At 65.8% G+C, this 22,172-nt stretch carries 15 protein-coding genes and 2 pseudogenes; 9 read left to right on the forward strand and 8 right to left on the reverse strand.

The genetic code is table 11. The annotated features are described in order from the left end of the window. Positions 1-305: 305 nt before the first annotated feature. From QM470_RS18665 to QM470_RS18680, 4 genes and pseudogenes are all read left to right on the forward strand, one after another. A complete protein-coding gene (locus tag QM470_RS18665; protein ID WP_283340302.1) occupies positions 306-1,619 on the forward strand; it encodes a DUF3422 family protein in 1,314 nt (437 codons plus the stop codon). A gap of 216 nt (positions 1,620-1,835) precedes the next feature. Next, positions 1,836-2,735 (forward strand): DMT family transporter, encoded by a 900-nt coding sequence (locus QM470_RS18670; protein ID WP_283340303.1) that lies wholly within the window; start codon positions 1,836-1,838, stop codon positions 2,733-2,735. 50 nt (positions 2,736-2,785) lie between these two features. Continuing rightward, on the forward strand, positions 2,786-3,610 hold the full coding sequence (locus QM470_RS18675) for an SDR family oxidoreductase (protein ID WP_283340304.1): 825 nt from the start codon (positions 2,786-2,788) through the stop codon (positions 3,608-3,610). A gap of 1,310 nt (positions 3,611-4,920) precedes the next feature. Next, positions 4,921-6,525, forward strand: a pseudogene (locus QM470_RS18680) (putative bifunctional diguanylate cyclase/phosphodiesterase); the annotation flags it as partial. A 117-nt stretch (positions 6,526-6,642) separates the two neighbouring features. Here the strand turns inward: QM470_RS18680 and QM470_RS18685 are convergent. After that, positions 6,643-7,541, reverse strand: a pseudogene (locus tag QM470_RS18685) (DMT family transporter). Between the two features lie 160 nt (positions 7,542-7,701). On the opposite strand from QM470_RS18685, the gene QM470_RS18690 reads away from it, so the two are divergent. Then, the gene (locus tag QM470_RS18690; protein WP_283340305.1) at positions 7,702-8,685 is read left to right on the forward strand and encodes a quinone oxidoreductase family protein; all 984 of its coding nucleotides are present in this window, start codon (positions 7,702-7,704) and stop codon (positions 8,683-8,685) included. Next, positions 8,682-9,518, forward strand: coding sequence for an NUDIX hydrolase (locus QM470_RS18695; protein WP_283340306.1), 837 nt, complete (start codon positions 8,682-8,684; stop codon positions 9,516-9,518). The genes QM470_RS18690 and QM470_RS18695 overlap by 4 nt, the downstream gene beginning before the upstream one ends. A 76-nt stretch (positions 9,519-9,594) precedes the next feature. Here the strand turns inward: QM470_RS18695 and QM470_RS18700 are convergent, their stop codons facing one another. The 4 genes from QM470_RS18700 to QM470_RS18715 all read right to left on the reverse strand — a co-directional run bounded on the left by QM470_RS18700 (position 9,595) and on the right by QM470_RS18715 (position 16,301). Beyond that, positions 9,595-11,250 carry a Na/Pi cotransporter family protein gene (locus QM470_RS18700; protein ID WP_283340307.1) on the reverse strand — a complete coding sequence of 552 codons (1,656 nt, stop codon included), beginning with the start codon at positions 11,248-11,250 and terminating at the stop codon, positions 9,595-9,597. 346 nt (positions 11,251-11,596) lie between these two features. Beyond that, positions 11,597-12,103 (reverse strand): signal peptidase II, encoded by a 507-nt coding sequence (gene lspA / locus QM470_RS18705; protein ID WP_066539810.1) that lies wholly within the window; start codon positions 12,101-12,103, stop codon positions 11,597-11,599. A gap of 178 nt (positions 12,104-12,281) precedes the next feature. Then, positions 12,282-15,137, reverse strand: coding sequence for an isoleucine--tRNA ligase (gene ileS / locus QM470_RS18710; protein WP_283340308.1), 2,856 nt, complete (start codon positions 15,135-15,137; stop codon positions 12,282-12,284). A 114-nt stretch (positions 15,138-15,251) separates the two neighbouring features. Next, positions 15,252-16,301 (reverse strand): bifunctional riboflavin kinase/FAD synthetase, encoded by a 1,050-nt coding sequence (locus QM470_RS18715; protein WP_283340309.1) that lies wholly within the window; start codon positions 16,299-16,301, stop codon positions 15,252-15,254. A gap of 169 nt (positions 16,302-16,470) precedes the next feature. Here QM470_RS18715 and QM470_RS18720 point away from each other — a divergent pair, with 169 nt between their 5' ends. Together QM470_RS18720 and QM470_RS18725 are read left to right on the forward strand one after the other, a co-directional pair. Beyond that, positions 16,471-17,028: an HNH endonuclease gene (locus QM470_RS18720; protein WP_066539804.1), complete on the forward strand. Its 558-nt coding sequence runs from the start codon at positions 16,471-16,473 to the stop codon at positions 17,026-17,028. 189 nt (positions 17,029-17,217) lie between these two features. Continuing rightward, a complete protein-coding gene (locus tag QM470_RS18725; RefSeq protein WP_218333160.1) occupies positions 17,218-18,165 on the forward strand; it encodes a bestrophin family protein in 948 nt (315 codons plus the stop codon). A 120-nt stretch (positions 18,166-18,285) separates the two neighbouring features. Here the strand turns inward: QM470_RS18725 and QM470_RS18730 are convergent, their stop codons facing one another. The 3 genes from QM470_RS18730 to QM470_RS18740 form a co-directional block, all read right to left on the reverse strand. Continuing rightward, complete coding sequence (locus QM470_RS18730) at positions 18,286-19,401, reverse strand: acyl-CoA dehydrogenase family protein (RefSeq protein ID WP_283340310.1); 1,116 nt, start codon at positions 19,399-19,401, stop codon at positions 18,286-18,288. A gap of 134 nt (positions 19,402-19,535) precedes the next feature. Continuing rightward, the gene (locus QM470_RS18735) at positions 19,536-20,717 is read right to left on the reverse strand and encodes an acyl-CoA dehydrogenase family protein (protein ID WP_283340311.1); all 1,182 of its coding nucleotides are present in this window, start codon (positions 20,715-20,717) and stop codon (positions 19,536-19,538) included. An 88-nt stretch (positions 20,718-20,805) separates the two neighbouring features. After that, entirely contained in the window at positions 20,806-21,531 is a 726-nt protein-coding gene (locus QM470_RS18740) for a YceH family protein (RefSeq protein WP_283340312.1), read from the reverse strand. Between the two features lie 21 nt (positions 21,532-21,552). Between QM470_RS18740 and purN the strand changes: the two genes are divergently transcribed. Then, entirely contained in the window at positions 21,553-22,134 is a 582-nt protein-coding gene (gene purN / locus QM470_RS18745; RefSeq protein ID WP_066539795.1) for a phosphoribosylglycinamide formyltransferase, read from the forward strand. The last annotated feature ends 38 nt before the right edge of the window (positions 22,135-22,172 follow it).

Here is a 22,172-nt window from a genome sequence, read left to right on the forward strand (position 1 = left end):
CAAGGCCAAGTCGGCTGCGGCGGCAGCGGCACCTGCGTTGGCGCAGTCGCCTGCAGCCAAGTCCGATGGCGGTGCGCTGCGTCGCCCTGGTGTGGCCCACTCCGCGACGGCGGACGATGGGGACTGGGAAAGCTTCTAAGCCAGAGCTTTTCAGCCTGCGCGGCGGGATGGCCGCGCAGCAGTCCTGCCATGCCAAGCTCGGGTGCATGGCAGGGGCCGGCAGCCCCTGGGTGTGGGCTGCCGGGTACAAACCCGCAGAAACCGGGCCGCTGCCTGCACAATAGCGGCAGTTTCTTGAGGTTTGCATGCCTGTTCCGCTCCAGCCCCTACCCCATCCGCAGCGCACGCTGCTGCACAACGAGATCCATGCCCGTCCGGCCGAGCCCATTCATGCGCCGGCGGCCATCACCCACGTGGTCATGCTCACCGACCCCGCCCAGCGCGAGGCCAGCCGTGCGCACCTGGCGGCGCTGATGCGCGACCACCACCAGACCGGACCCGACCAGGAGACCACCCATCTGCGGGTGGACCTGGGGACTTTTCGTCTGCGCTGGGAGCTGCACACCGAATTCGTCACCTGGACTTTCATGGTGCCGCTGGAGCCCGGCGTGCCGCTGGACACCCGCACGCCGCCAACGGCCATCGAACAGGTGCCCCAGGCCTGGTTTGCCAAGCTGCCCGGCCTGTGCCTGAGCAGTGTCCACCTGTGGATCGTCAAGGACGCGCAGTGTGCAGGCCAGGGCATCAAGGGCCTGGTGCTGCAGATGCTGAACGAAGACACGCTGGCCGGGTCGGTGGTGCACGTGGGGCACACGGAAGTGTGTACCGACTTTGCTATCCACGCCGATGGGTATTCGCGCATGCTGGTCAAGCCGTCCGATCACATCAGCGCACGCCGCCTGGGGCGCCTGGTGCAGAGGCTGCTGGAGATTGAAACCTACCGCATGTCGGCCTTGCTGGGCCTGCCGGTGGCACGCCATGCCGCATCGGTGCTGGCCACGGCCGAAAAGGAGCTGGCCGATCTGGCCCAGGCCATCCGCGAGGCGGACCGCGAGTCCGAGCCGGTGCTGCTGGACCGGCTGACCCGGCTGGCAGGCCAGGTGGAGAGCGAGTACGCCGCGACCCATTCGCGCTTTTCGGCCAGCCGCGCCTACTTTGAGCTGGTGGACAAGCGCATCCATGACCTGAACGAGCAGCGCCTGTCGGGTTTGCTGACCATCCACGAGTTCATGGACCGCCGGCTGTCGCCTGCACGCAGCACCTGCGAATGGGCCACGCACCGCCAGAACGCGCTGTCGCAGCGGGTCTCGCGCGTCAGCAACCTGCTGCGCACGCGGGTGGAGATCGAGCAGCAGCAAAGCAACCAGGCCATCCTGGGCACCATGAACGACCGCCAGGGCATGCAGCTGAAGCTGCAGTCCACGGTGGAAGGCCTGTCCGTTGCCGCCATCACCTACTACATCACCGGCCTGGTTGCCTACCTGGCCAAGGGGGCGCAGAAGCTGGGCTGGCCGCTGTCGCCCGAGATTTCGGCGGCCGTGGCCATTCCCGTGGTGGCCTTCAGCGTCTGGTGGTCGCTGCGCCGCCTGCACCACAAGCTGTTCAACGGCAGGCACTGACGCACAGGCCGCAGGGCCGCCGCTGCGGCACGGCGGCCCGCCTGTGGTGGCCATGGGCGCTGGCGTGCATGGCGTGGGCGGTCTTGTTCACCCACGTCGGCGCGGCCACGCCGGCAGTGGAAGAATGCTCTCGGCAAGGCGCTGCAACCGGCAGCGCCTCTGGCTGAGGAATGTGAGTGAAAAGTGTCTTCTGAGCAGGCTTTATCTGCACCCGCAGTGTCCAAAGGGATAGCGGGCGGGCTGCTGCTGGCCACCCTGGGGGCAATTGCCTTCAGCGGCAAGGCCATCATTGTCAAACTGGGTTACCGCTACGGAGCCGATGCCGTGCTGCTGCTGATGCTGCGCATGCTGTTTGCGTTGCCGCTGTTTCTGGTCATGGCCTGGTGGGCCGGCCGGGGCAAGCCGCCCCTGTCGCGCCGCGACTGGTGGGGTGTGGTGGGTCTGGGGTTCTGCGGCTACTACCTGTCTAGCTACCTGGATTTTGCCGGGCTGCAGTACATCACCGCCTCGCTGGAGCGGCTGATCCTGTACCTCAACCCCACGCTGGTGGTGGTGTTCGGCTGGGTGGTCTACAAGCGCGCCATCACCTGGGGCCAGCTGGCAGGCATGGGCCTGAGCTATTGCGGCGTGCTGCTGGTCTTTGGCCATGAACTGGGCGCCCAGGGCAGTCACGCGGCCTGGGGGGCCTTCCTGGTGCTGGCCAGTGCCGTCAGCTATGCCGTCTATCTGATCTACAGCGGCGAGATGGTGCGCCGCCTGGGCTCGTTGCGCCTGGTGGGTCTGGCCACCAGCGTGGCCTGCCTGTTCTGCATTGCCCAGTACTTCGTGGTGCGCGATGTGGCCAGCCTGCAGGCCGTGCCGCACGAAGTGCTGTGGCTGTCGCTGCTCAATGCGCTGCTGTGCACGGCGGCCCCGGTGCTGATGGTGATGATGGCCATCGAACGCATCGGCCCGGGCCTGACGGCGCAGACCGGCATGATCGGTCCGCTGTCCACCATCTTGATGGGGGTGTGGCTGCTGGATGAAGACTTCAACCGCTGGATGCTGGCGGGAACGGTGCTGGTGGTGGGCGGCATCCTGCTGTTCACCCGCATGGCCCGCAAGCCGCAAGGCTGAGCATCCGGCCCGACAATGAACTTTTGTAACTGACAACAAGGAGATTTCCCATGGATCTGGGTATTGCGGGCAAATGGGCGCTGGTGTGCGGCGCCAGCAAGGGCTTGGGTTTTGGCAGCGCCAAGGCGCTGGTGGAAGACGGCGTGAATGTGGTCATCAATGCCCGCACCGATGCCGCGCTGCAAGAGGCGGCTGCGCAGTTGCGGGCTGCGGCTGCGCAATGGGCCAGTACGACAGGCCGCAAGGCGCCTGAGGTGCTGGCGGTGGCCTGCGACATCACCACCGAAGCCGGTCGCGCGGCCGTGTTCAGCGTGCCGGGCGGCCCGGGCAAGGACTACGACATCGTCGTGACCAACGCCGGCGGCCCCCCTCCGGGCGATTTCCGCAACTGGGACCGCGATGCCTGGCTCAAGGCCGTGGACGCCAATATGCTGACCCCCATCGAGCTGATCAAAGCCACCGTGGATGGCATGGCCGCGCGCGGCTTTGGCCGCATCGTCAACATCACCTCCAGCGCCGTGAAGGCGCCCATCGACATCCTGGGCCTGTCCAACGGCGCGCGCAGCGGCCTGACCGGTTTTGTGGCGGGCGTGGCGCGTTCCGGCATTGCCGCCAAGGGGGTGACCATCAACAACCTGCTGCCCGGCAAGTTCGACACCGACCGCCTCAAGACCACTTTTGCCGCCAATGCCGGCAAGAGCGGCAAGACCGTGGACGAAGTGCGCAAGGCGCAGGAAGCCATGGTGCCTGCCAAACGCTTCGGCAACCCCGCCGAATTCGGTGCGATCTGCGCCTTTTTGTGCAGCCAGCATGCCGGCTATATGACCGGTCAGAACATTCTGGCTGACGGTGGCGCCTATCCGGGCACTTTCTGAGATAGTGGCTGCAGGTCGGGCCTGGGGGCCCGGCCTGCAGCTGCCTATCACGGCGACCGGCTCCGCTGGTCGCCAGACATCTCCTGACGGGCAGGGGTATTGACCCAATTGCACGGCGCTTGTCACATGATGTAACTCAAGGCGTGGCGATGGCTTGGGTGGTATGTCTCCAGGGTGCTGCGAAGAAGTGAAGCGGGCGTGTCCCGCGGGTTTCTCCTCTCGAACGGATTGGATGCATGCTGTCCCCTGATTGCCACGGTTTCCCGGTTGCAGGTTGCCCCACCGCATTGCGCGCTGCGGGCGGACGCTGAGCCATGGAAAGACTTCCCCAGCTTCCACGTCATGCCGCGCGGGTGGTGTGGTCCAGCGTGCTGGCCCTGGTGGCGGTGTTGCTGGTGGGCGCGCTCTGGCTGCTGCAGGACATGCACACCAGCACCCGGGAGGAAAGCGAACAGCGCCTGACGCGCTTTGTGCAGGGGGCGCAGAACGCCCTGAACCGGTCGATGAGTGCCATCGATCTGTTGCTGACCGGCGTGGACGACATGCTGCGCCTGAACGGTGCCCCGTTGTCCGAACAGGATCCCGCCTATCTGCAGCAGGTGCTGCAGCTGGCGGCCAAGCAGAATGCGCTGATCAGCTCCATCGTGGTGGTCAAGTCCGACGGCAAGGTGCTGGCCGCGGCCGACAACCTGGGCAATTACCGTGTGGTGCGCATTCCGCAGAACTGGCTGCAGGCGGTGGCGCAAACGCCCGAGCGGGAACGCATGCTGCACATCAGCATGCCGGACGAAAGCTGGGCGCAGGTTCGCACCTTGCACATTGCCCGCTACCTGAACAGCAGCCAGGGCGGTGAGCATTACCTGGTGGTGGCCCAGGTGCCGGTTTCCAGCTGGGTGGGGCTGCTGATGCAGGGCACGGCGCTCAAGAACCTGGAAGTGACGCTGGAGCGTGCCGATGGCACGCTGGTGCTGCGCGTGCCGCTGGAAGGCAGCGCCCGCCTGCAGGCCGATGCCCCGCCCCTGGACCGCTATCTGCACCAGGGCGTGCAGCAGGCTGCCTCGCGCCTGGATGGCGCACCGGGTTTGATGGAGGCGGTGCAGCTCAATTACGACCAGCTGCGGCTGACGGCGGCCTTGCCCATGTCGACCGTGCTCGGCCAGTGGTATGGCACGCGCGATGCGGTGCTGGCCGGGGTGGTGGTGTTTTCGCTGCTGCTGCTGGCGGGTGCGGGCATGATGCAGGTGTACCTGCGGCATATGCAGCGTGCCCAGCAGCGGGTGATGGAGTCGGAAGCCACGCTGCACCGCGCCATGGATTGCATTGCCGCCGGCTTCCTGCAGCTGGACGACACGATGCAGGTGGTGCACTGGAACCAGCGGTATGCGGAAATGTTCCCCTGGCAGCTGACCGTGCTGGTGCGTGGCTGCCTGTGGCGCGATGTGCTGATCTCGGCCGAAGGTGGCGGCGGGGACGCTGCGCTGCACAGCGAGGTGATCCAGTTGCGGCGCATGCTGGCGGCATGGGAGGACGGGGATGAGGGGGGCAACGAGCTGGCTACCGCCTCGGGGCTGACCTTGCAGCTGAGCCAGCGGCGCACGCCCGATGGCGGTCGGGTCATCACCTGCGAGGACATCACGGCCATCCGCCTGGCCTCGGCCGAAATCGAGACCCTGGCCTTTTACGACCCGCTGACCGGCCTGCCCAACCGCCGCCTGCTGCTGGACCGTCTGGGCCAGGCCACACACCTGGCGCAGCGCGCGGGCTGGCTGGGGGCGCTGATCTTTGTGGACCTGAACAAGTTCAAGGTGCTCAACGACACCCAGGGTCACGAAATGGGCGACCTGCTGTTGCAGGAGGTGGGGCAGCGCCTGCATGCGTCCATCCGTGCCTCCGACACCGTGGCGCGCCTGGGAGGGGACGAGTTCGTGATCATGCTCTGTGACCTGCCGGGCAATATGGACGAGGCCGCCAAGCTGACCAAGAAGATTGCCGAGAAAATGCTGCGCCGCCTAGCCGAGCCCTATGTGCTGGGGTCCTATGTGCACCGCAGCTCCGCCAGCCTGGGGGTGACCTTGTTCGGCGATGCACAGGTGGAGGTGGGCGAGCTGCTGAAGCAGGCCGACATTGCCATGTACCAGATCAAGACCCAGCAGGGCGCGGGGGTCTGTTTCTTCGAGCCGCACATGCAGGAGGTCCTCAGCGCCCGGGCGCAGCTGGAGGCGGACCTGCGCTACGGCATTGCGCACGACCAGTTTGTGCTGCATTACCAGCCCCAGTTCATGGCCGACGGCAGCATCGACGGCATCGAAGCCCTGGTGCGCTGGGAGCATCCGGAGCAAGGCATGGTGCCGCCGGGGCAGTTCATTGCCGTGGCTGAGGACAGCGAGCTGATCGTGCAGATCGGCCACTGGGTGCTGCACACCGCCTGCCAGCAGCTGGCGCGGTGGCAGAACCACCCCCGGCTGGTGGGCATCCACCTGGCGGTGAATGTGAGTGCGCGCCAGTTCCGCCAGCAGGATTTTGTCTCCCAGGTGCTGCGCGCCATCGCCGAGAGTGCGATTCCCTCCAGCCTGCTGAAGCTGGAGCTCACGGAGACGCTGGTGATCGACGACATGGAAGACTCCATCGCCAAGATGAGCGAGTTGCGCTCGGCCGGCGTGCGGTTCTCGATGGACGACTTCGGTACAGGGCAGTCTTCGCTGTCCTACCTGACCCGGCTGCCGCTAAGCCAGCTGAAGATCGACCAGTCCTTTGTACGCCATCTGGGAGAGCGCCACACCGACGATGTGGTGGCCCAGACCATCATCGGCATGGCCCACAACCTGGGGTTGACGGTGATCGCCGAGGGCGTGGAGCTGCAGTCGCAGTTCGACAGCCTGGTGCGCTTTGGCTGCCAGCGTTTCCAGGGCTATTTCTTCAGCCGGCCACTGCCGGTAGCCGAGCTGGAGCGCTTTGTGGAACAGATGCCGGCACGCCAGCCTTCCATGCTGGGCAACGGCGCGGCGCTGGGCCTGGGCCGGCACATGGAAGCATCAGCGCCGAGAGGAGACGACGATGCCGCCGACGATCAGGACAAAAGCCACGCCGTGGTAGACATGGGGCAGCTCGGCCAGCACCAGGGTCGAGAGAATGGCGGTGAAGACCGGAATCAGGTTGGCAAAGAAGCCGGCCACGGCCGGACCGGCACGTGAGACCCCCACGCCCCAGAAACGGTACGCCAGAATGGCCGGGCCCAGGGCGATGAAGAGCAGGGCGCCGGCCAGTGGCAGGCTCAGTTGCAGATTCATGTGGCCTGACGCCAGTTCACCGCTGGCAAACAGGGCCGACCAGCCCAGGCCGAAGACCAGCTGGGCCATCAGAAAGCCGGCCCAGTCTCCCCGGATGCTGGCGGGCTCCCGGGTGTCGGCCAGCATCCAGCTGTAGAGCGACCACAGAATGGTGGCCAGCAGCACGAACAGATCGCCCGGCACCAACTGCAGGCTCAGCAGCTGGCGCAGGTCCCCGCGGCTCAGCACCACCACCACTCCCAGCACCGACAGCGCCGCGCCCAGCATCTGGCGCAATGAAATGCGTGCACCAAAGCAGAGCCGGCCGATCACCAGCATCCACACCGGCATGCTGGAGCCCACCAGGGTCACATTGATGGGCGAGGAGGTCTGCAGCGCCAGGTACAGCAGCGCGTTGTAGCAGCCAATCCCACCAGCCCCAGCAGGGCATAGCGGCGCCAGTGCGGCCACAGGGCACTGCCACGCCGCAGCACGGACCAGCTCCAGGGCAGCAGCAGGGCAAAGGCCAGCACCCAGCGCAGAAAGTTCAGTGTGAAGGGGGAGATCAGGTCGTGGACCATGCGGCCCACAATGGCATTGCCAGCCCAGAGCAACGGCGCTGCCGTCAGCATGGCGGCCGTGCCCAGTGTCAACGGTGAAGTCATAGGGGGCCCATGGTAGCGCCGTTGCGACAGGCCGCAGGGCCGGGCGTGGCAGCATGTGAGGCGTGGGGGCATCGCGTTTTGCTGGCAGCGGGCATGCCCGTGGCAGCGGCGAGCGCCCTGCCGAAGCGTTTAGAGTGTGTGCCAATTCCAAGGAGATGCCATGAAATCCCGTGTCGTGCAGATCGCCCACAACGGTGGTCCGGAGGTGCTGCAACTGGTGGAGCAGGAGGTGCCGGCGCCGGGCGCCGGGGAGGTGTTGCTGCGCCACCATGCGGTGGGACTGAACTTCATCGATGTCTACCAGCGCTCGGGCCTGTACCAGCTGCCGCTGCCGCTGAACCTGGGTATGGAGGCCGCCGGCGTGGTGGAAGCCGTGGGGCCGGAGGTCAAGCACCTGAAGGTGGGGGACCGCGTGGCCTATGCCAGCCACCCGCCCGGCAGCTACAGCGAGCGCCGTGTGATGCCGGCCACCCATGTCTGCCATCTGCCCGATGCCATCAGTTTCGAGACCGCTGCGGCCATGATGCTCAAGGGCATGACGGCCCAGTACCTGCTCAAGAAGTGCCGGCCGGTGGAGGGCATCCAGCCCGGGGATTTCGTGTTGTTCCATGCGGCGGCCGGCGGGGTGGGCCTGATCGCCTGCCAGTGGGCCCGGGCGCTGGGCCTGCAGCTGATTGCCACCGCCGGGTCCGACGAGAAATGTGCGCTGGCGCTGGCCAATGGGGCGGTGCACGCTATCAACTACCGAAACGAGAACTTTGCCGAACGGGTGATGGAGATCACCGCAGGGCAGGGGGTGAAAGTGGTCTACGACAGCGTGGGCAAGGACACCTGGGAGGGTTCGCTGGCCTGCCTGCGCCGGTTTGGCCTGATGGTCAGCTTCGGCAATGCCTCCGGGCCGGTGGCGCCTTTTGCACCGGCCGTGCTGGCCGCCAAGTCGCTGTATGTGACGCGCCAGACTCTGTTTGCCCACATGCACAGCCGCGAAGCCACGCAGGCCATGGCGGACGATCTGTTTCATGTGGTGTCCAGCGGGCTGGTCAACATCCACATCGACCAGCGCTACGCCCTGGCCGATGTGCAACAGGCCCATCGGGACCTGGAAGCGCGCAAGACCACCGGCTCCAGCATCCTGACGCTGTGAGCGGCCTGCACATGCCGGCTGGAGCCGGAACGCAATGGGTGCAGCCGCTGCGCCGGGCCAGCCAGCAGCCGCCACAGGCTTCGCGCTGGCCGCTGTGGTGCAACGGCCAGCGCATCGGCAGCGTGGCCGAAGAGGTGTTCGATGCGGCCCAGGTCACGTCCTGGGCCCGCCAGCAGGGTTTTGTGCTGGAGACCGCCACGGTACAGGGCGTGCAGGCCTGGCAGCTGCAGGCCGACGACCCCACGGCAGCGCTCAATGCCCTGGCACAGCGGCTGCGCGCGCAGGGGCGCTGCGGCCCCTGGCGCAACGAACAGCTGGATGTGCACGGTCCGGATGGTGCGCTGGTGGCCACGGTGGAGCGCGGCGCCGTGCGCGTGCTGGGTGTGGCCACCCAGGCGGTGCACCTGCTGGGCTCTGCCCCGGACGGGCGCATGTGGGTGCAGCAGCGCGCGCTGAACAAGCCCACGCACCCGGGCAAGTGGGACACGCTGATGGGCGGCATGGTATCTGCCGGAGACAGCCTGCAGACCGCGCTGGCACGCGAAACGCAGGAGGAAGCCGGCCTGGACCTGGCACCGCTGCAGCAGCTGCGCCGGGGCGGCCAGGTGGACTTTGCCTGCCCCAGTGAGGAAGGCGGCGAGGGGGCAGGCTATATGCTGGAAAGCATCCACTGGTTCCATGCCGTGGTGCCGCAGGGCGTGCAGCCGCAGAACATGGACGGGGAAGTGGCCCAGTTCCAGTGCATCACGCCGCAGCAGTTGCAGGTCTGGCTGGTGCAGGACTGCTTCACCCCCGAAGCCAGCCTGATCCTGGCCGACTACCTGGGCTGGTAGCCAACGGAATGCGGTGCAAAAAAAGGGCGCCTCAGGCGCCCTTTTTTCCATGGCCGCGAACGTGCGGCAGCAAGCTTTATTTCACCACCGGCTCGCGCAGCCGGCTGGGGGCCAGTGCCCCGGTGGATTCCAGGATCGGGTAGGCCACGGAGCACAGCAGCGAGTTGATGCGCTTGAGATCGCTGATCAGGTCGATGTGCAGCGAGCTGGTCTCGATGCTGGGCACGGTGTTGTCGGCCAGGCGGTTCAGGTGGGTGGCCGAGTAGGCCAGCTCCAGGTCGCGGAAGCGCGCCTTTTCTTCCAGCAGCTTCTGCGCCTCGCGCGGGTTGCCGTTCAGGAACACGCTCATGGCCAGGCGCAGATTGCTCAGCAGGTGCTCGTGCAGCTGGCTGATCTCCTGCTTGCCGGCTTCCGAGAAGTGGCGGCCCTTCTTGATCTTCTTGTCCTCGATTTCCTGCAGCACGCGCTCGATGATGTCGCCGATCTGCTCCATGTTGATGGTGAAGCTGATGATTTCCGTCCAGCGCTGGCCTTCGCGTTCGTCCAGTTCGGCGCGCGAAATCTTGGTCATGTAGTACTTGATGGCGGAATACAGGTCGTCCACCGTGTCTTCCAGCTTGCGCACCTCGTGCGAGAGCTTGGCGTCATCGCTCTCCACCACTTTCTGCAGGCCGATCAGCATCGACTCCACCACATCGGCCTGGTGCAGTGCCTCCCGTGCGGCGCAGCTGATGGCCAGCGAGGGGGTGGACAGGGCGGAAGGATCCAGATGGCGCGGACGCAGCAGGCTGCCGGCGCTGTGGTCGGCCGGCTTGGGCAGCAGTTGGGACACCCAGCGTGCCACGGCCTGGGTCAGGCCGATGAAGCACAGGCTGTTGAAGATGTTGAACGCCAGGTGGAACAGCACCACGTTCTGGCCGGCGCCGGGAATGTGCGGCTGGGCATAGCTGACCCACAGGCCCATGAACGGCGCCACGATGGCCACACCCATGATCTTGAACAGCATATTGCCCACGGTGACCTGACGCACCTCGATGGCGGCCTTGGCCGTGGTCAGCACCGCCACCATGCCGCTGCCCAGGTTGGCGCCCAAGGTCAGGCCCAGGGCCACTTCCAGCGGAATGGCGCCGGAGCTGGCCATGGCTGCAATCAGCAGCACGATGGCCAGGCTGGAATAGGCCAGCACCGCCAGCACGGCGCCCAGCATCAGCTCCAGAAAGATGTCGCTGCTGACCGAGCCCAGCAAGGTGCGCACGGTGGCGGATTCCAGCAGCGGTTCGGTGGCTTCCACCACCAGGCGCAGTGCCAGCAGCATCACGCCCAGCCCGATCAGCACCCGGCCGATGCGTCCCGGTGTGGTGTCCTGCCGGGTGATGAACAGCACCACCCCGACAAAAATGAACAGTGGTGACAGCCAGGACAGATCGAAGGAGAACAGTACCGCCATGGCGGCCGTGCCCACATCGGCGCCACGCATGACCGCCAGGGCGGCAGGCAGCGGAATCAGGCCCTGGCCGACAAAGGCCGAAGTCATTAGCGAAGTGGCCGTGCTGGACTGCACCAGGGCCGTCACGCCCAGGCCCGATAGGGCCGCCGTGAAGCGGTTGCGCATGCTGTGGGCCAGCAGATTGCGCAGGTTGGCGCCGAACACGCGCAGCACACCGGTGCGCACCATATGGGTGCCCCAGACCAGCAGGGCCACAGCAGCCAAAAGATTGAGTAAGTGCTTCATGAACGGTTCGCTAGGAAGCGAACTAATATAACCCTGAGACCCAGTGTTGGACACCGGGTGGCCATCGATAGCGCACAAGGCAGTGCGGGATAGGAATATTTTAGAAAAAAAACGAAACAAAAAGAATGGGTACTAACGGCATCCCATCCACCCTGTGCACAGCTTCTGCCTGACAAGCATTTCCTGTACCTGAAACGCTAGCACGATCGCCTGTATCTGTGCGTGCTGGCGACCCTCCGGTCTGTTGCATGGCGGACACCCGGCGGCCCGGACAAGGCCCTGAAAAAGCAAACCCCTCGCAGCCTGGGGCCGGGAGGGGGGCAGGATGCCGGTGGCAGCGTGTGGCTTACACGCCGCGTTTGGCCCGGCGGCTGCGCAGGATTTCGTCCAGGATCAGGCAGGCGGCCCCCACGCTGATGCCGACGTCAGCCACGTTGAAGGCGGGAAAGTGGCTGCTGCCCCAGTAGAAGTCCAGAAAGTCCACGACATAGCCGTGTTGCAGGCGGTCCACCACATTGCCGATGGCGCCGCCCAGGATGCTGGACAGGGCAAAGCAGAACAGCTTGTCACCGGGGTGTTTGCGCAGCTGCCAGACGATCAGCAGCGTGGCCACCACGCCGATGCCGACAAACAGCCAGCGCTGCCAGCCGCTGCCGTCGGCCAGAAAGGAAAACGCCGCGCCGGTGTTGTGGGCGCGCACGATGTTGAAGAAGCCGGTGATGGGCGTCCAGTCGCCCAGCTGGTAGACATCCAGAATCCACTGCTTGGTGATCTGGTCCAGCGCAATGATGGCCAGTGCCCAGGCCAGCCAGGGCCAGATGCGGGCGGTGCGCAAAGCAAGGGGTGCGGTCATGGCAATCGGGGATCCTGTGAAACTCAAAAAATCATAGCTGCCAGCACTATCCCCACATGAATTTCAGGTGGATTCAGTCCTGGATCCATGGGTGTGCAGGCATGCGCAGCTCTTGTCCTTGCATCAAAAGCACACCGCCCACGCGGGCGTGGGCGGTGTGGGAGGCGCAGGCTGCAGTTTAGGCCTTGCTGCGCACTTCGCCGCTGCCGTGCAGATTGCTGTCGCAGCGGCCGCACAGTGTGGGATGGGCGGGGTTCACACCCACGTCATCGCGGTAATGCCAGCAGCGCTCGCACTTGGCGGCTTCCGAGGGGGTGACGGCCACGGCCAGCGCATCGCCTGCCACTGCCTGGGCGGCCGAGGTGATGAGCACGAACTTCAGGTCGTCGGCCAGCGACTGCAGCAGGGCCAGGTCTTCGTGCTGGGCCGAGATGGTGACTTCGGCCTGCAGCGATGCACCGACCTTGCCTTCCACGCGCACGGCTTCGATGTCCTTGTTGACCACGTCGCGGATCTCGCGGATGCGGGTCCACTTGGCCAGCAGGGCGGCATCGCCTTCGGGCAGTTCGGTGAACTTTTCCAGGTAGATGGTTTCGCTGTGGCCCACGATCTTCCAGGCTTCTTCGGCCGTGAAGGACAGGAACGGTGCCATCCAGCGCAGCAGTGCCTGGGTGATCTGGTGCAGCGCGGTCTGGGCCGAGCGGCGGGCCAGGCTCTTGGGCGCCGTGGTGTAGAGGCGGTCCTTGAGCACGTCCAGGTAGAAACCGCCCAGGTCTTCCGAGCAGAACAGCTGGATCTTGGCGACCACGGGGTGGAATTCATAGACCTGGTAATGGCCGATGATTTCCTTTTGCAGCTGCGCCGCGCGGGCCAGGGCGTACTGGTCGATCTCCAGCAGGTCCTGGTAGGGCACGCTGTCGGTGGCGGCGTCGAAGTCACTGGTGTTGGCCAGCAGGAAGCGCAGCGTGTTGCGGATGCGGCGGTAGGCATCCACCACGCGGGCCAGGATCTTGTCGTCGATGCCCAGGTCGCCCGAGTAATCGGTCGAAGCCACCCACAGGCGGATGATTTCAGCGCCCATCTTGCCGCTTACGTCCTGCGGAGCCACGGTGTTGCCCAGCGACTTGGACATTTTCTTGCCCTGGCCGTCCACGGTGAAGCCGTGGGTCAGCAGCCCCTTGTACGGGGCACGGCCGAAGATGGCGGAGGCCAGCAGCAGCGAGGAGTGGAACCAGCCGCGGTGCTGGTCATGTCCTTCCAGGTACAGGTCGGCTTCCGGGCCCTGGTCGTGGTGCATGTCGGCGTGGGTGCCGCGCATCACATGCCAGAAGGTGGAGCCGGAGTCGAACCAGACTTCCAGGATGTCGGTGCTCTTGGTGTAGTGCTTGGCTTCGTCCGCGCCCAGGATGTCTTCCGCACTCACGCGGCTCCAGGCCTCGATGCCGCCTTGCTCGACCATGTCGGCCGCCTGGTCGAGGATTTCCATGGTGCGGGGGTGCAGCGCGCCCGTGTCCACATGCAGGAAGAAGGGGATGGGCACGCCCCAGGAACGCTGGCGCGAGATGCACCAGTCGGGACGGCCGGCGATCATGGCGCGCAGGCGGTCCTGGCCGTTTTCCGGGTAGAAGCTGGTGCTGTCGATGGCTTCCAGTGCGATCTGGCGCAGGGTCTTCTCGGGCTTCTGGGCGGGGTCGGTGAACACGCCTTCGCCTTCATCCATGCGGATGAACCACTGTGCGGCCGCACGGTAGATCACCGGCGTCTTGTGGCGCCAGCAGTGCGGGTAGCTGTGGGTCAGGTGGGTGGTGTCCACCAGACGGCCGGCGACCTTCAGCGCGTCGATGATGACAGGCACGGCCTTCCAGATGTACTGGCCGCCGAACAGCGGCAGGTCCGCCGCGTACACGCCATTGCCCTGCACGGGGTTGAGGATGTCCTTGTAACCCATGCCGTTGTTCATGCAGGAGTTGAAGTCATCCACGCCGTAGGCCGGTGCCGAGTGCACGATACCGGTACCGTCGTCGGCCGTGGCGTAGTCGGCCAGGTAGACGGGGGAGATGCGGTCGAAACCCTTGTCCACATGGGCCAGCGGGTGCTTGAAGGGCATGTGGTCCAGCGCCTTGCCTTGCGCTGTGGCCACCACCTGGCCGGTGATGTTCCAGCGCGCCAGGCACTTTTCCACCAGGGCCGAGGCCACGATCAGCAGGCCGCGTTCGGTATCGACCAGGCTGTATTCCAGATCGGGGTTGACGTTGAGCGCCTGGTTGGCAGGGATGGTCCAGGCCGTCGTCGTCCAGATGACGATGAAGGCTTCCTTGTCCAGCTGGGGCAGGCCGAAGGCTGCGGCCAGCTTGGCAGGGTCCGCAGCGGGGAACATCACGTCCAGGGTCTGCGACTGCTTGTCCTGGTATTCGATCTCGAACTCGGCCAGCGAAGAGGCGCAGTCAAAGCACCAGTACACCGGCTTCAGGCCACGGTAGACAAAACCGCGCTCCATCACCTTCTTCAGGGCGCGCAGTTCCAGCGCCTCGTTGGCGTAGTTCATGGTCTTGTAGGGGTGGTCCCAGTCGCCCAGCACGCCCAGACGCTTGAAGTCGACCATCTGCTGCGCGATCTGCTCGGTGGCGAAGGCGCGGCTCTTGGCCTGCATCTCGTCACGGGGCAGGTTGCGGCCGTGCAGCTTCTCGATGGCGTTCTCGATGGGCAGGCCGTGGCAGTCCCAGCCGGGCACATAGCGGGCGTCATAGCCTTCCAGCTGGCGGCTCTTGACGATCATGTCCTTCAGGATCTTGTTGACGGCGTGGCCGATGTGGATCTTGCCGTTGGCGTAGGGAGGGCCGTCGTGCAGGATGAACATGGGTGCGCCGCGGCGGGCCGCGCGCAGCTTCTGGTAGGTGCCCTGGTCTTCCCATTCCTTGGCCCAGCCCGGCTCGCGCTTGGGCAGGTCGCCGCGCATGGGGAAGGGGGTGTCGGGCATGTTCAGCGTGGCGCGGTAGGCGGACGCTTCGGGCTTGTTGGACTTCGAATCAGACATGGAAAACCTTGAAAGCAGGGCAAGGCCATGGCCGGCGCGTTGGCGTCGCGGCCAGGACGTGAATGGGGTGCAGGTGCCCGGAGCGCTGCCGCGTCCAGGCCGGGACGGCGAGCGTCAAATTCGGTCGCGCGTGGTCTGGCGACGGGTTTCTGTGTGGGAAGACACAGGAATGGACGCAAAAAACGCGCATGCGTCATCGCAGTCCTTGGCGATGCCTGCTGTCAGGGCATCGAGACTGTCGTACTTCAGCTCGTCGTGCAGTTTGTGCAGAAGTTCCACACGGATGATTTTACCGTAGGCGCCTTCGCCACCCAGATGGGTAGGCCAATCCAGGCAATGTGTCTCCAGCAGCACGCGGCCGCCGTTGACATCGTTCGGGTCCAGCGAGGGGCGCACACCCAGGTTGGCCACGCCGCGCAGCGGCTGCTCATCCAGTCCGTGCACCAGCACCGCAAAAATGCCGCTGGCCGCCGGTTTCCAGTGGTCAAAGCGCAGATTCAGGGTGCGAAAGCCATCGGCGGCCCCGGCCCTGGACTCCGCCAGCTGCCTGCCCAGCTTGCGGCCATGGACCACATGGCCGGAGATGGTGTAGGGGTGGCCCAGCAGCTTGGCCGCCTGCGGCATGTCGCCGGCGGCCAGCGCCGCCCGCACCGTGGTGCTGGAGACACGCTCGCCATGCACCTCGTAGCTGTTCATGCGGGCCACGTCGAAGCCCTGGGCCTGGCCGGCGGCGTCCAGCATGGCGTAGTCGCCTGCCCGTTGGCTGCCAAAGCGGAAATCATCGCCCACCAGGATGTACTGGGCGCCCAGGCCCTGTACCAGCACGTTCTGGATGAAGGCTTGCGGGGACTGGCCGGCCAGCGCATCGTTGAAAGGCAGCACCACCGTCTGGTCCACGCCGCAGATGGCCAGCTGGCTGAGCTTGTCGCGCAGCGTGCCCACGCGGGCGGGGGCCAGATCGGGCTTGTTCAGCTTCTGCGCAAAGTAGTCCCGCGGGTGGGGCTCGAAGGTTAGCACACAGGTGGGCAGGTCGCGTTGCGCGGCTTCGGCACGCAGCAATCCCAGCATGGCCTGGTGGCCACGGTGCACCCCATCAAAGTTACCAATGGTGACCGCGCATGCGGGGGCACGATCGGGGTGCTGAAGGCCTCTGAAAATCTTCATGGGAATGCTTTGTTTTTCATAGCGCGCGGCGCTTTCCAATTCAGCACGGGATGGCTGTCTGACAGTGAAAGCGAGTATATTGCCATCCATAGGGCATGCCTGTCGCATGCCTTATCGGCTTGCCGCGAAACCCGTCCTGGACGTTGACGTTCATTCGAGGAGGTGCATCGTGAAGGTTCTGAAGCTGTCCGCCCACGGACTTCCCCAGTCATGGATCAGCCTGGAGGAGGCCGTGCTGCACTACGCCGCCGATGAGGTCCGCTGGGAATCGGGCGCGCAGATCGCGGTGTTCCGTGGGGGCCATAACGCGCACACCGGCGAGCAGTCGGTGATCCACATCAACAGCATCATCGGCACCAAAGGCATTCCGCGCATCAACCCGCATGCGCTCAAGCCCGGCCTCACCAACAGTAAGCTGTTTTCCCGCGACCGCCACCTGTGTGCCTACTGCGGCCGGGTCCACGACGAGCGCGACCTGACGCGCGAACACATCGTGCCGTTTGCGCAGAAAGGCCAGGACCACTGGATGAATGTGGTCACGGCCTGCCGTGCCTGCAACCACCGCAAAGGGCCGCGCACGCCGGAGCAGGCCCGCATGCCGCTGCTGTATGCGCCCTACACCCCCAGCCTGTGGGAAGACTTCATCCTGCGCAACCGCCGCATCCTGGCCGATCAGATGGAGTTTCTGCTGGCCCATGTGCCCAAAAGCTCGCGCTGGGCACTGTAGCCGCCGTGCCGGGGCCCGCATGCGCGGCGCTATCTCCACGAGGAGGGCAGGGTCTCCACGCCAGGCGCTCAATGCAGACCTTGCTTCTGAGGGCGAGCGCATGCCACGGACACAGAATTTTCAGCATTTGCCGAAACGCCCGTCTGTCCTGTGGTGCAATAAGGGTTTACCCTCGATCGCCTGCTGCGCATGATCGTCCGCGACCGCCCCACCGGCTTCAACCTTTTCCTCATCCTGCGCGGTTCCGTGCTGCAGCGCATCCGCTGGGTGCTGTGCCTGAACATCGTGCTGGCCGTGCTGGTCACCTACGCACATGGCAATCTGTTCGATCTCAAGATCACCGTCACGCCGATCCCGTTCACGCTGATCGGCCTGCCCTTGGCCATTTTTCTGGGCTTTCGCAACACCACGGCCTACAACCGCTTCTGGGAAGGGCGCAAGCTCTGGGGTGAACTGGTGATCTGCGCCCGCACGCTGTCGCGCCAGTGCCAGAACTTCATCCGCGTGCCGCTGGTGCTGGATCCCCGCAACCGCGTGGGGGATGTGCGGGTGCGCATGGTGCACCGTGCCATTGCCCATGCCCATGCGCTGCGCTCCCAACTGCGTGGTCACCAGGACGATGGCGCGCTGGAGCGCTGGCTGACGGCCGAGGAATGGTTTGCCATGCGCAACCACCCGCTGAATTTCCGCTCCGACGCGCTGATGCTGGCCAACGGCCATGACCTGAGCGACAGCCTGCGCAAGGGCTGGATCGACCCGGTGCTGGCCGCCCAGATCGACAACACCTTCACCGCGATGACGGCTGCGGCAGCATCCTGCGAACGCATACGCCACACGCCGATTCCGTTTTCTTACATGCTGTTGCTGCACCGCACGGCCTATATGTACTGTTTTCTGCTGCCGTTCGGCCTGGTGGACACCACGGGCTTCATGACGCCGTTTGTGGTGGGCATCGTGGCCTATACCTTCTTTGGTCTGGACGCGCTGGGTGACGAGCTGGAAGAGCCCTTCGGCGTGGAAAGCAACGACCTGCCGCTGGATGCCTTCTGCCGCGGCATCGAGATCAGCCTGTGCCAGTCGCTGGGCGACCCCGAGCCACCGCAGCCGCTGCAGCCACTGGAGTACCGGCTGACCTGAGGGGCGGCGTCCTTCTTTCCGGCATAAAAAAACGGACCCCGGGGAAGGGGTCCGTGCCAAAGGCGGCCGGTGGGCTGCAGTGCGCAGCGCCGGCCGCGAGGGATGCTGTTGGCGCTGGGCTTATTCCATCACGCCGGCGGTCTCGCGCATGCGGGCCGACACTTCACCCAGGTGGTGCAGACTGTCGCCGTAGGTCATCTCCAGCTGGGTCAGTTTTTTGAAGTGGTGGCTGATGATGTATTCGTCCGTCACGCCGATACCGCCATGCAGCTGCACGGCCTGCTGGCCGACGTAGCGCATGGACTGGCCCAGTTGCACGCGGGCGCGGGCGATGGAGCGGCGGCGGGTCTCGGCCGGCTGGCCCAGTTGCAGGCTGGCGTAGTAGCTCATGGAGCGGCCCAGTTCCAGCTGCATCTTCATATCAGCAGAGCGGTGGCGCAGGGCCTGGAAGCTGGCGATCGCCACACCGAACTGCTTGCGCTGGTTCAGGTAGTCGGCCGTGGTCAGCAGGGCCTGCTCCATCACCCCCACGGCTTCGGCGCAGACGCTGGCGCTGCCCACGTCCACCGCCAGTTCCAGCGCGGCCAGGCCGTCGGTGGTGACCAGGGTGGCAGGGCTGCCGTTGCACTGCAGCTCGGCGGCGCGGCTGCCGTCCTGGGTGCCGTAGCCCTGGGTGCTGACGCCGTCTGCCGAGGCTTCCACCAGGAACAGCGCCTGCTGGCCGTCCAGCAGGGCAGGCACCAGAAAGGCGTCGGCCTTGTCGCCGATGGGCACGATGCTCTTGCGGGCGGTCACCGCATAGCCCGCACCGTTCTTGGTGGCCTGGGCCTCGCAGCGGTCGAGGCGGTAGCGCGCCCTGCGTTCCTGCTGGGCCAGCACCACGATGGACTCGCCGGCCGCAACGCGCGGCAGCCACTGGGCCTGCACGGCTTCGGGGGCAAACTGGCCGAGCACGGCGCCGGTGATGAAGGCCTGGGACAGTGGCTCCAGCACCATGCCGCGGCCGAGTTCTTCCATCACCACCATGGCGTCAATGGCGCCCAGGCCCAGGCCGCCATGGGCTTCGGGCACGGTCAGGGCCGTCAGGCCCAGGTCGGCCAGTTCGGCCCAGGTATCGCGTGAAAAACCGCCGGCCTTCACCGCCGCACGGCGGTGCTCGAAGGTGTAGGCCTTGTCCACCCAGCGGCGCACGGCATCACGCAGTTGCTGCTGGTCTTCGGAAAAATTGAAATCCATAAATCTCTCCTGGTGCTGTCATCCCGGGCGGCGCCGCCGCATGGGGTGTCCAGCAAAGCTTTGTCTGGCGCCCCCTCCCCGAGGGGGCGTGGGGGAGCCGTCCTGCTGTGCGCAGCGCGGACGGCGGTGGGGCATCAGCCGAGCACCGTCTGCGCGACGATGTTGCGCTGCACTTCGTTGGAGCCCCCGTAGATCGTGGTCTTGCGCATATTGAAGTAGCTGGACGCCAGCGGGGCCAGGCCCACCGTGCCGCCCGGGAAGTCGCCCTGCCACCCGGCCTCCATGGCTTCGTGGACCAAGGGCAGGCTGTAGGGGCCGCCGGCCAGCATCAGCAGCTCGGTGTAGCGTTGCTGGATCTCGCTGCCCTTGATCTTCAGCAGACCGGCAATGTCCAGCGGGTTCTTGCCGCTCTTTTCGGCCGACAGCACGCGCAGCACCAGCATCTCCAGTGCCACCACGTCCACTTCCAGCAGGGCGATCTGGTCGCGGAAACGCGGGTCTTCCCACACGCCTTCGGTCCGGGCCACGCGCTTGAGGCGTTCCAGTTCACGCTTGGCGCGGTTCACGTCGGCAATATTGGTGCGTTCGTGTGCCAGCAGGTGCTTGGCGTAGGTCCAGCCCTTGTTCTCTTCACCGATCAGCTGGTCGGCAGGCACCTTCACGTTGTCAAAGAAGACTTCGTTGACTTCGCATTCGCCATCCAGCAGCTTGATGGGGCGCACCGTCACACCGGGCGACTTCATGTCGATCAGCAGGAAGCTGATGCCGGTCTGCGGCTTGCCTTCGTTGCTGGTGCGCACCAGGTTGAACATCCAGTCGCCATGCTGGCCCAGCGTGGTCCAGGTCTTCTGGCCGTTGACGATGTAGAAGTCACCCTGGCGCTCGGCGCGTGTCTTGACGCTGGCCAGGTCCGAACCCGAACCCGGCTCGCTGTAGCCCTGGCTCCACCAGACTTCGCCGCTGGCAATGCCGGGCAGAAAGCGCTGCTGCTGCGCCGGCGTGCCAAAGGCCTGGATCACCGGGGCCACCATCACCGGCCCGAAGGGCACGATGCTGGGGGCGCCGGCCTTGGCCAGTTCCTCGGCGAACAGGTGCTTTTGCACTGCGGTCCAGCCGGGGCCGCCAAATTCCTTGGGCCAGCCATAGGCCAGCCAGCCCTTTTTGCCCAGGGTCTTGGCCCAGCCCTGGATGTCGTCGCGCGTCAGGCGCAGGCCTTCGCGGACCTTGCGGGCGGCGGCGGGGTCCAGGTGCTCGTGTATCCAGGCGCGGACTTCCTCGCGGAAGGCCTGCTCTTCGGGCGTGAATGCCAAATCCATGCTGCGGTCTCCTTGTAATGCAAGGTTTTTAGCATGGTCGTTCGCTGCCGCCATGTCGGGGCGGCGACAGCCTAGGGTGAGTCCGGAGTCAGATTTCGGCTGGCGGGTTCTGCTCTGCAGAATCCGTGCTGCTGTGGGGCACCGGTGCTTCCACCCCCAGGGCGCTGCACAGCTGCTGGACGGTGGCGCGCAGCAGTGCCACTTCGGCTTCCAGTGCGGCCAGGCGCTGGGCGGTGGCGCTGTCGGACGGGGCGGCACTGCCGGCTTCGTTGGCCGCGGCCAGGGCGCTGACATCCACCTCTCCGCACAGCAGGTGCGCCCAGCGTGCTTCCCGGGCGCCGGGGGCGCGCGGCAGCAGCACCACCAGCGGACCGCCTTTTTCGTCGCTGCGGTCGCGCAGCTCTTCCAGGAAGGCCTCGACCGAGCCGATATCGGCAAAGCGGTGCCAGCGCTCGGTGTTGATGCGCAGCTCGCCGGCCGTCTGCGGGCCGCGCAGCATCAGCAGACCCAGGATGGCGCTGGCCTGGCTGGGCACGCCCACCACCCGCTCGAAATTGTGTTCCCAGCGGGTGGCGCGCTGGCCGCTGGCTTCCATCACCAGGTGGCGCTGGCGCAGCTCGTCCAGGGCGGCCTGGATGTCGCCTTCGCTCAGCTGCATCACCGGAGCGCGGCTGGTCTTCTGGTTGCAGCCCGATTGCAGGCTGTTCACCGTGAGCGGATAGCTGTCCGGTACGGTGCGGGCTTTCTCCATCAGCGTGGCAAGCACACGGGCGGCGTGGGGCGACAAAGGCTGAGCGCGGTGGTCGAATGGCATGGCTGGGATAATTCGCAGGAAATGAAAAACATCGTGATTTTGATCTCTGGCGGCGGCTCCAACATGGCAGCCATCGTACGGGCTGCCCAGCAACAGGAGTGGGCGCGCCGTCTGGACGCCCGCGTGGCCGCCGTCATCAGCAACAAGGCCGATGCCCAAGGCCTGGTTTTTGCCCGTGAGCATGGCATTGCCACGGCCGTGCTGAACCACAAGGATTTCGACAGCCGCGAAGCGTTTGATGCGGCGCTGGCCCAGCAGATCGACAGCCATGAACCGGCGCTGGTGGTGCTGGCCGGCTTCATGCGCATTCTCACGCCCGGATTCGTGAACCACTTTGCCGGGCGGCTGCTGAATATTCACCCTTCGCTGCTGCCGGCATTTCCGGGCCTGCACACGCACCAGCGTGCCATCGAGGCGGGCTGCAAGTTTGCCGGCGCGACCGTGCACCAGGTGACGGCCGAGCTGGATGTGGGACCCATTCTGGACCAGGCCGTGGTGCCGGTGCTGCCGGAGGACACGCCCCAGACCCTGGCCGCGCGGGTGCTGACGCAGGAGCACATCATCTACCCGCGTGCCGTGGCGCACTTTCTGCGCCATCTGTAACGGCGGTGGTCGGGAGGCTCTCCGGCTGGAGCCCGCTG

Origin of the sequence: Comamonas sp. 17RB (assembly GCF_030056555.1) — a bacterium.
In the GTDB taxonomy this organism is placed as follows: domain Bacteria; phylum Pseudomonadota; class Gammaproteobacteria; order Burkholderiales; family Burkholderiaceae_C; genus Comamonas; species Comamonas terrigena.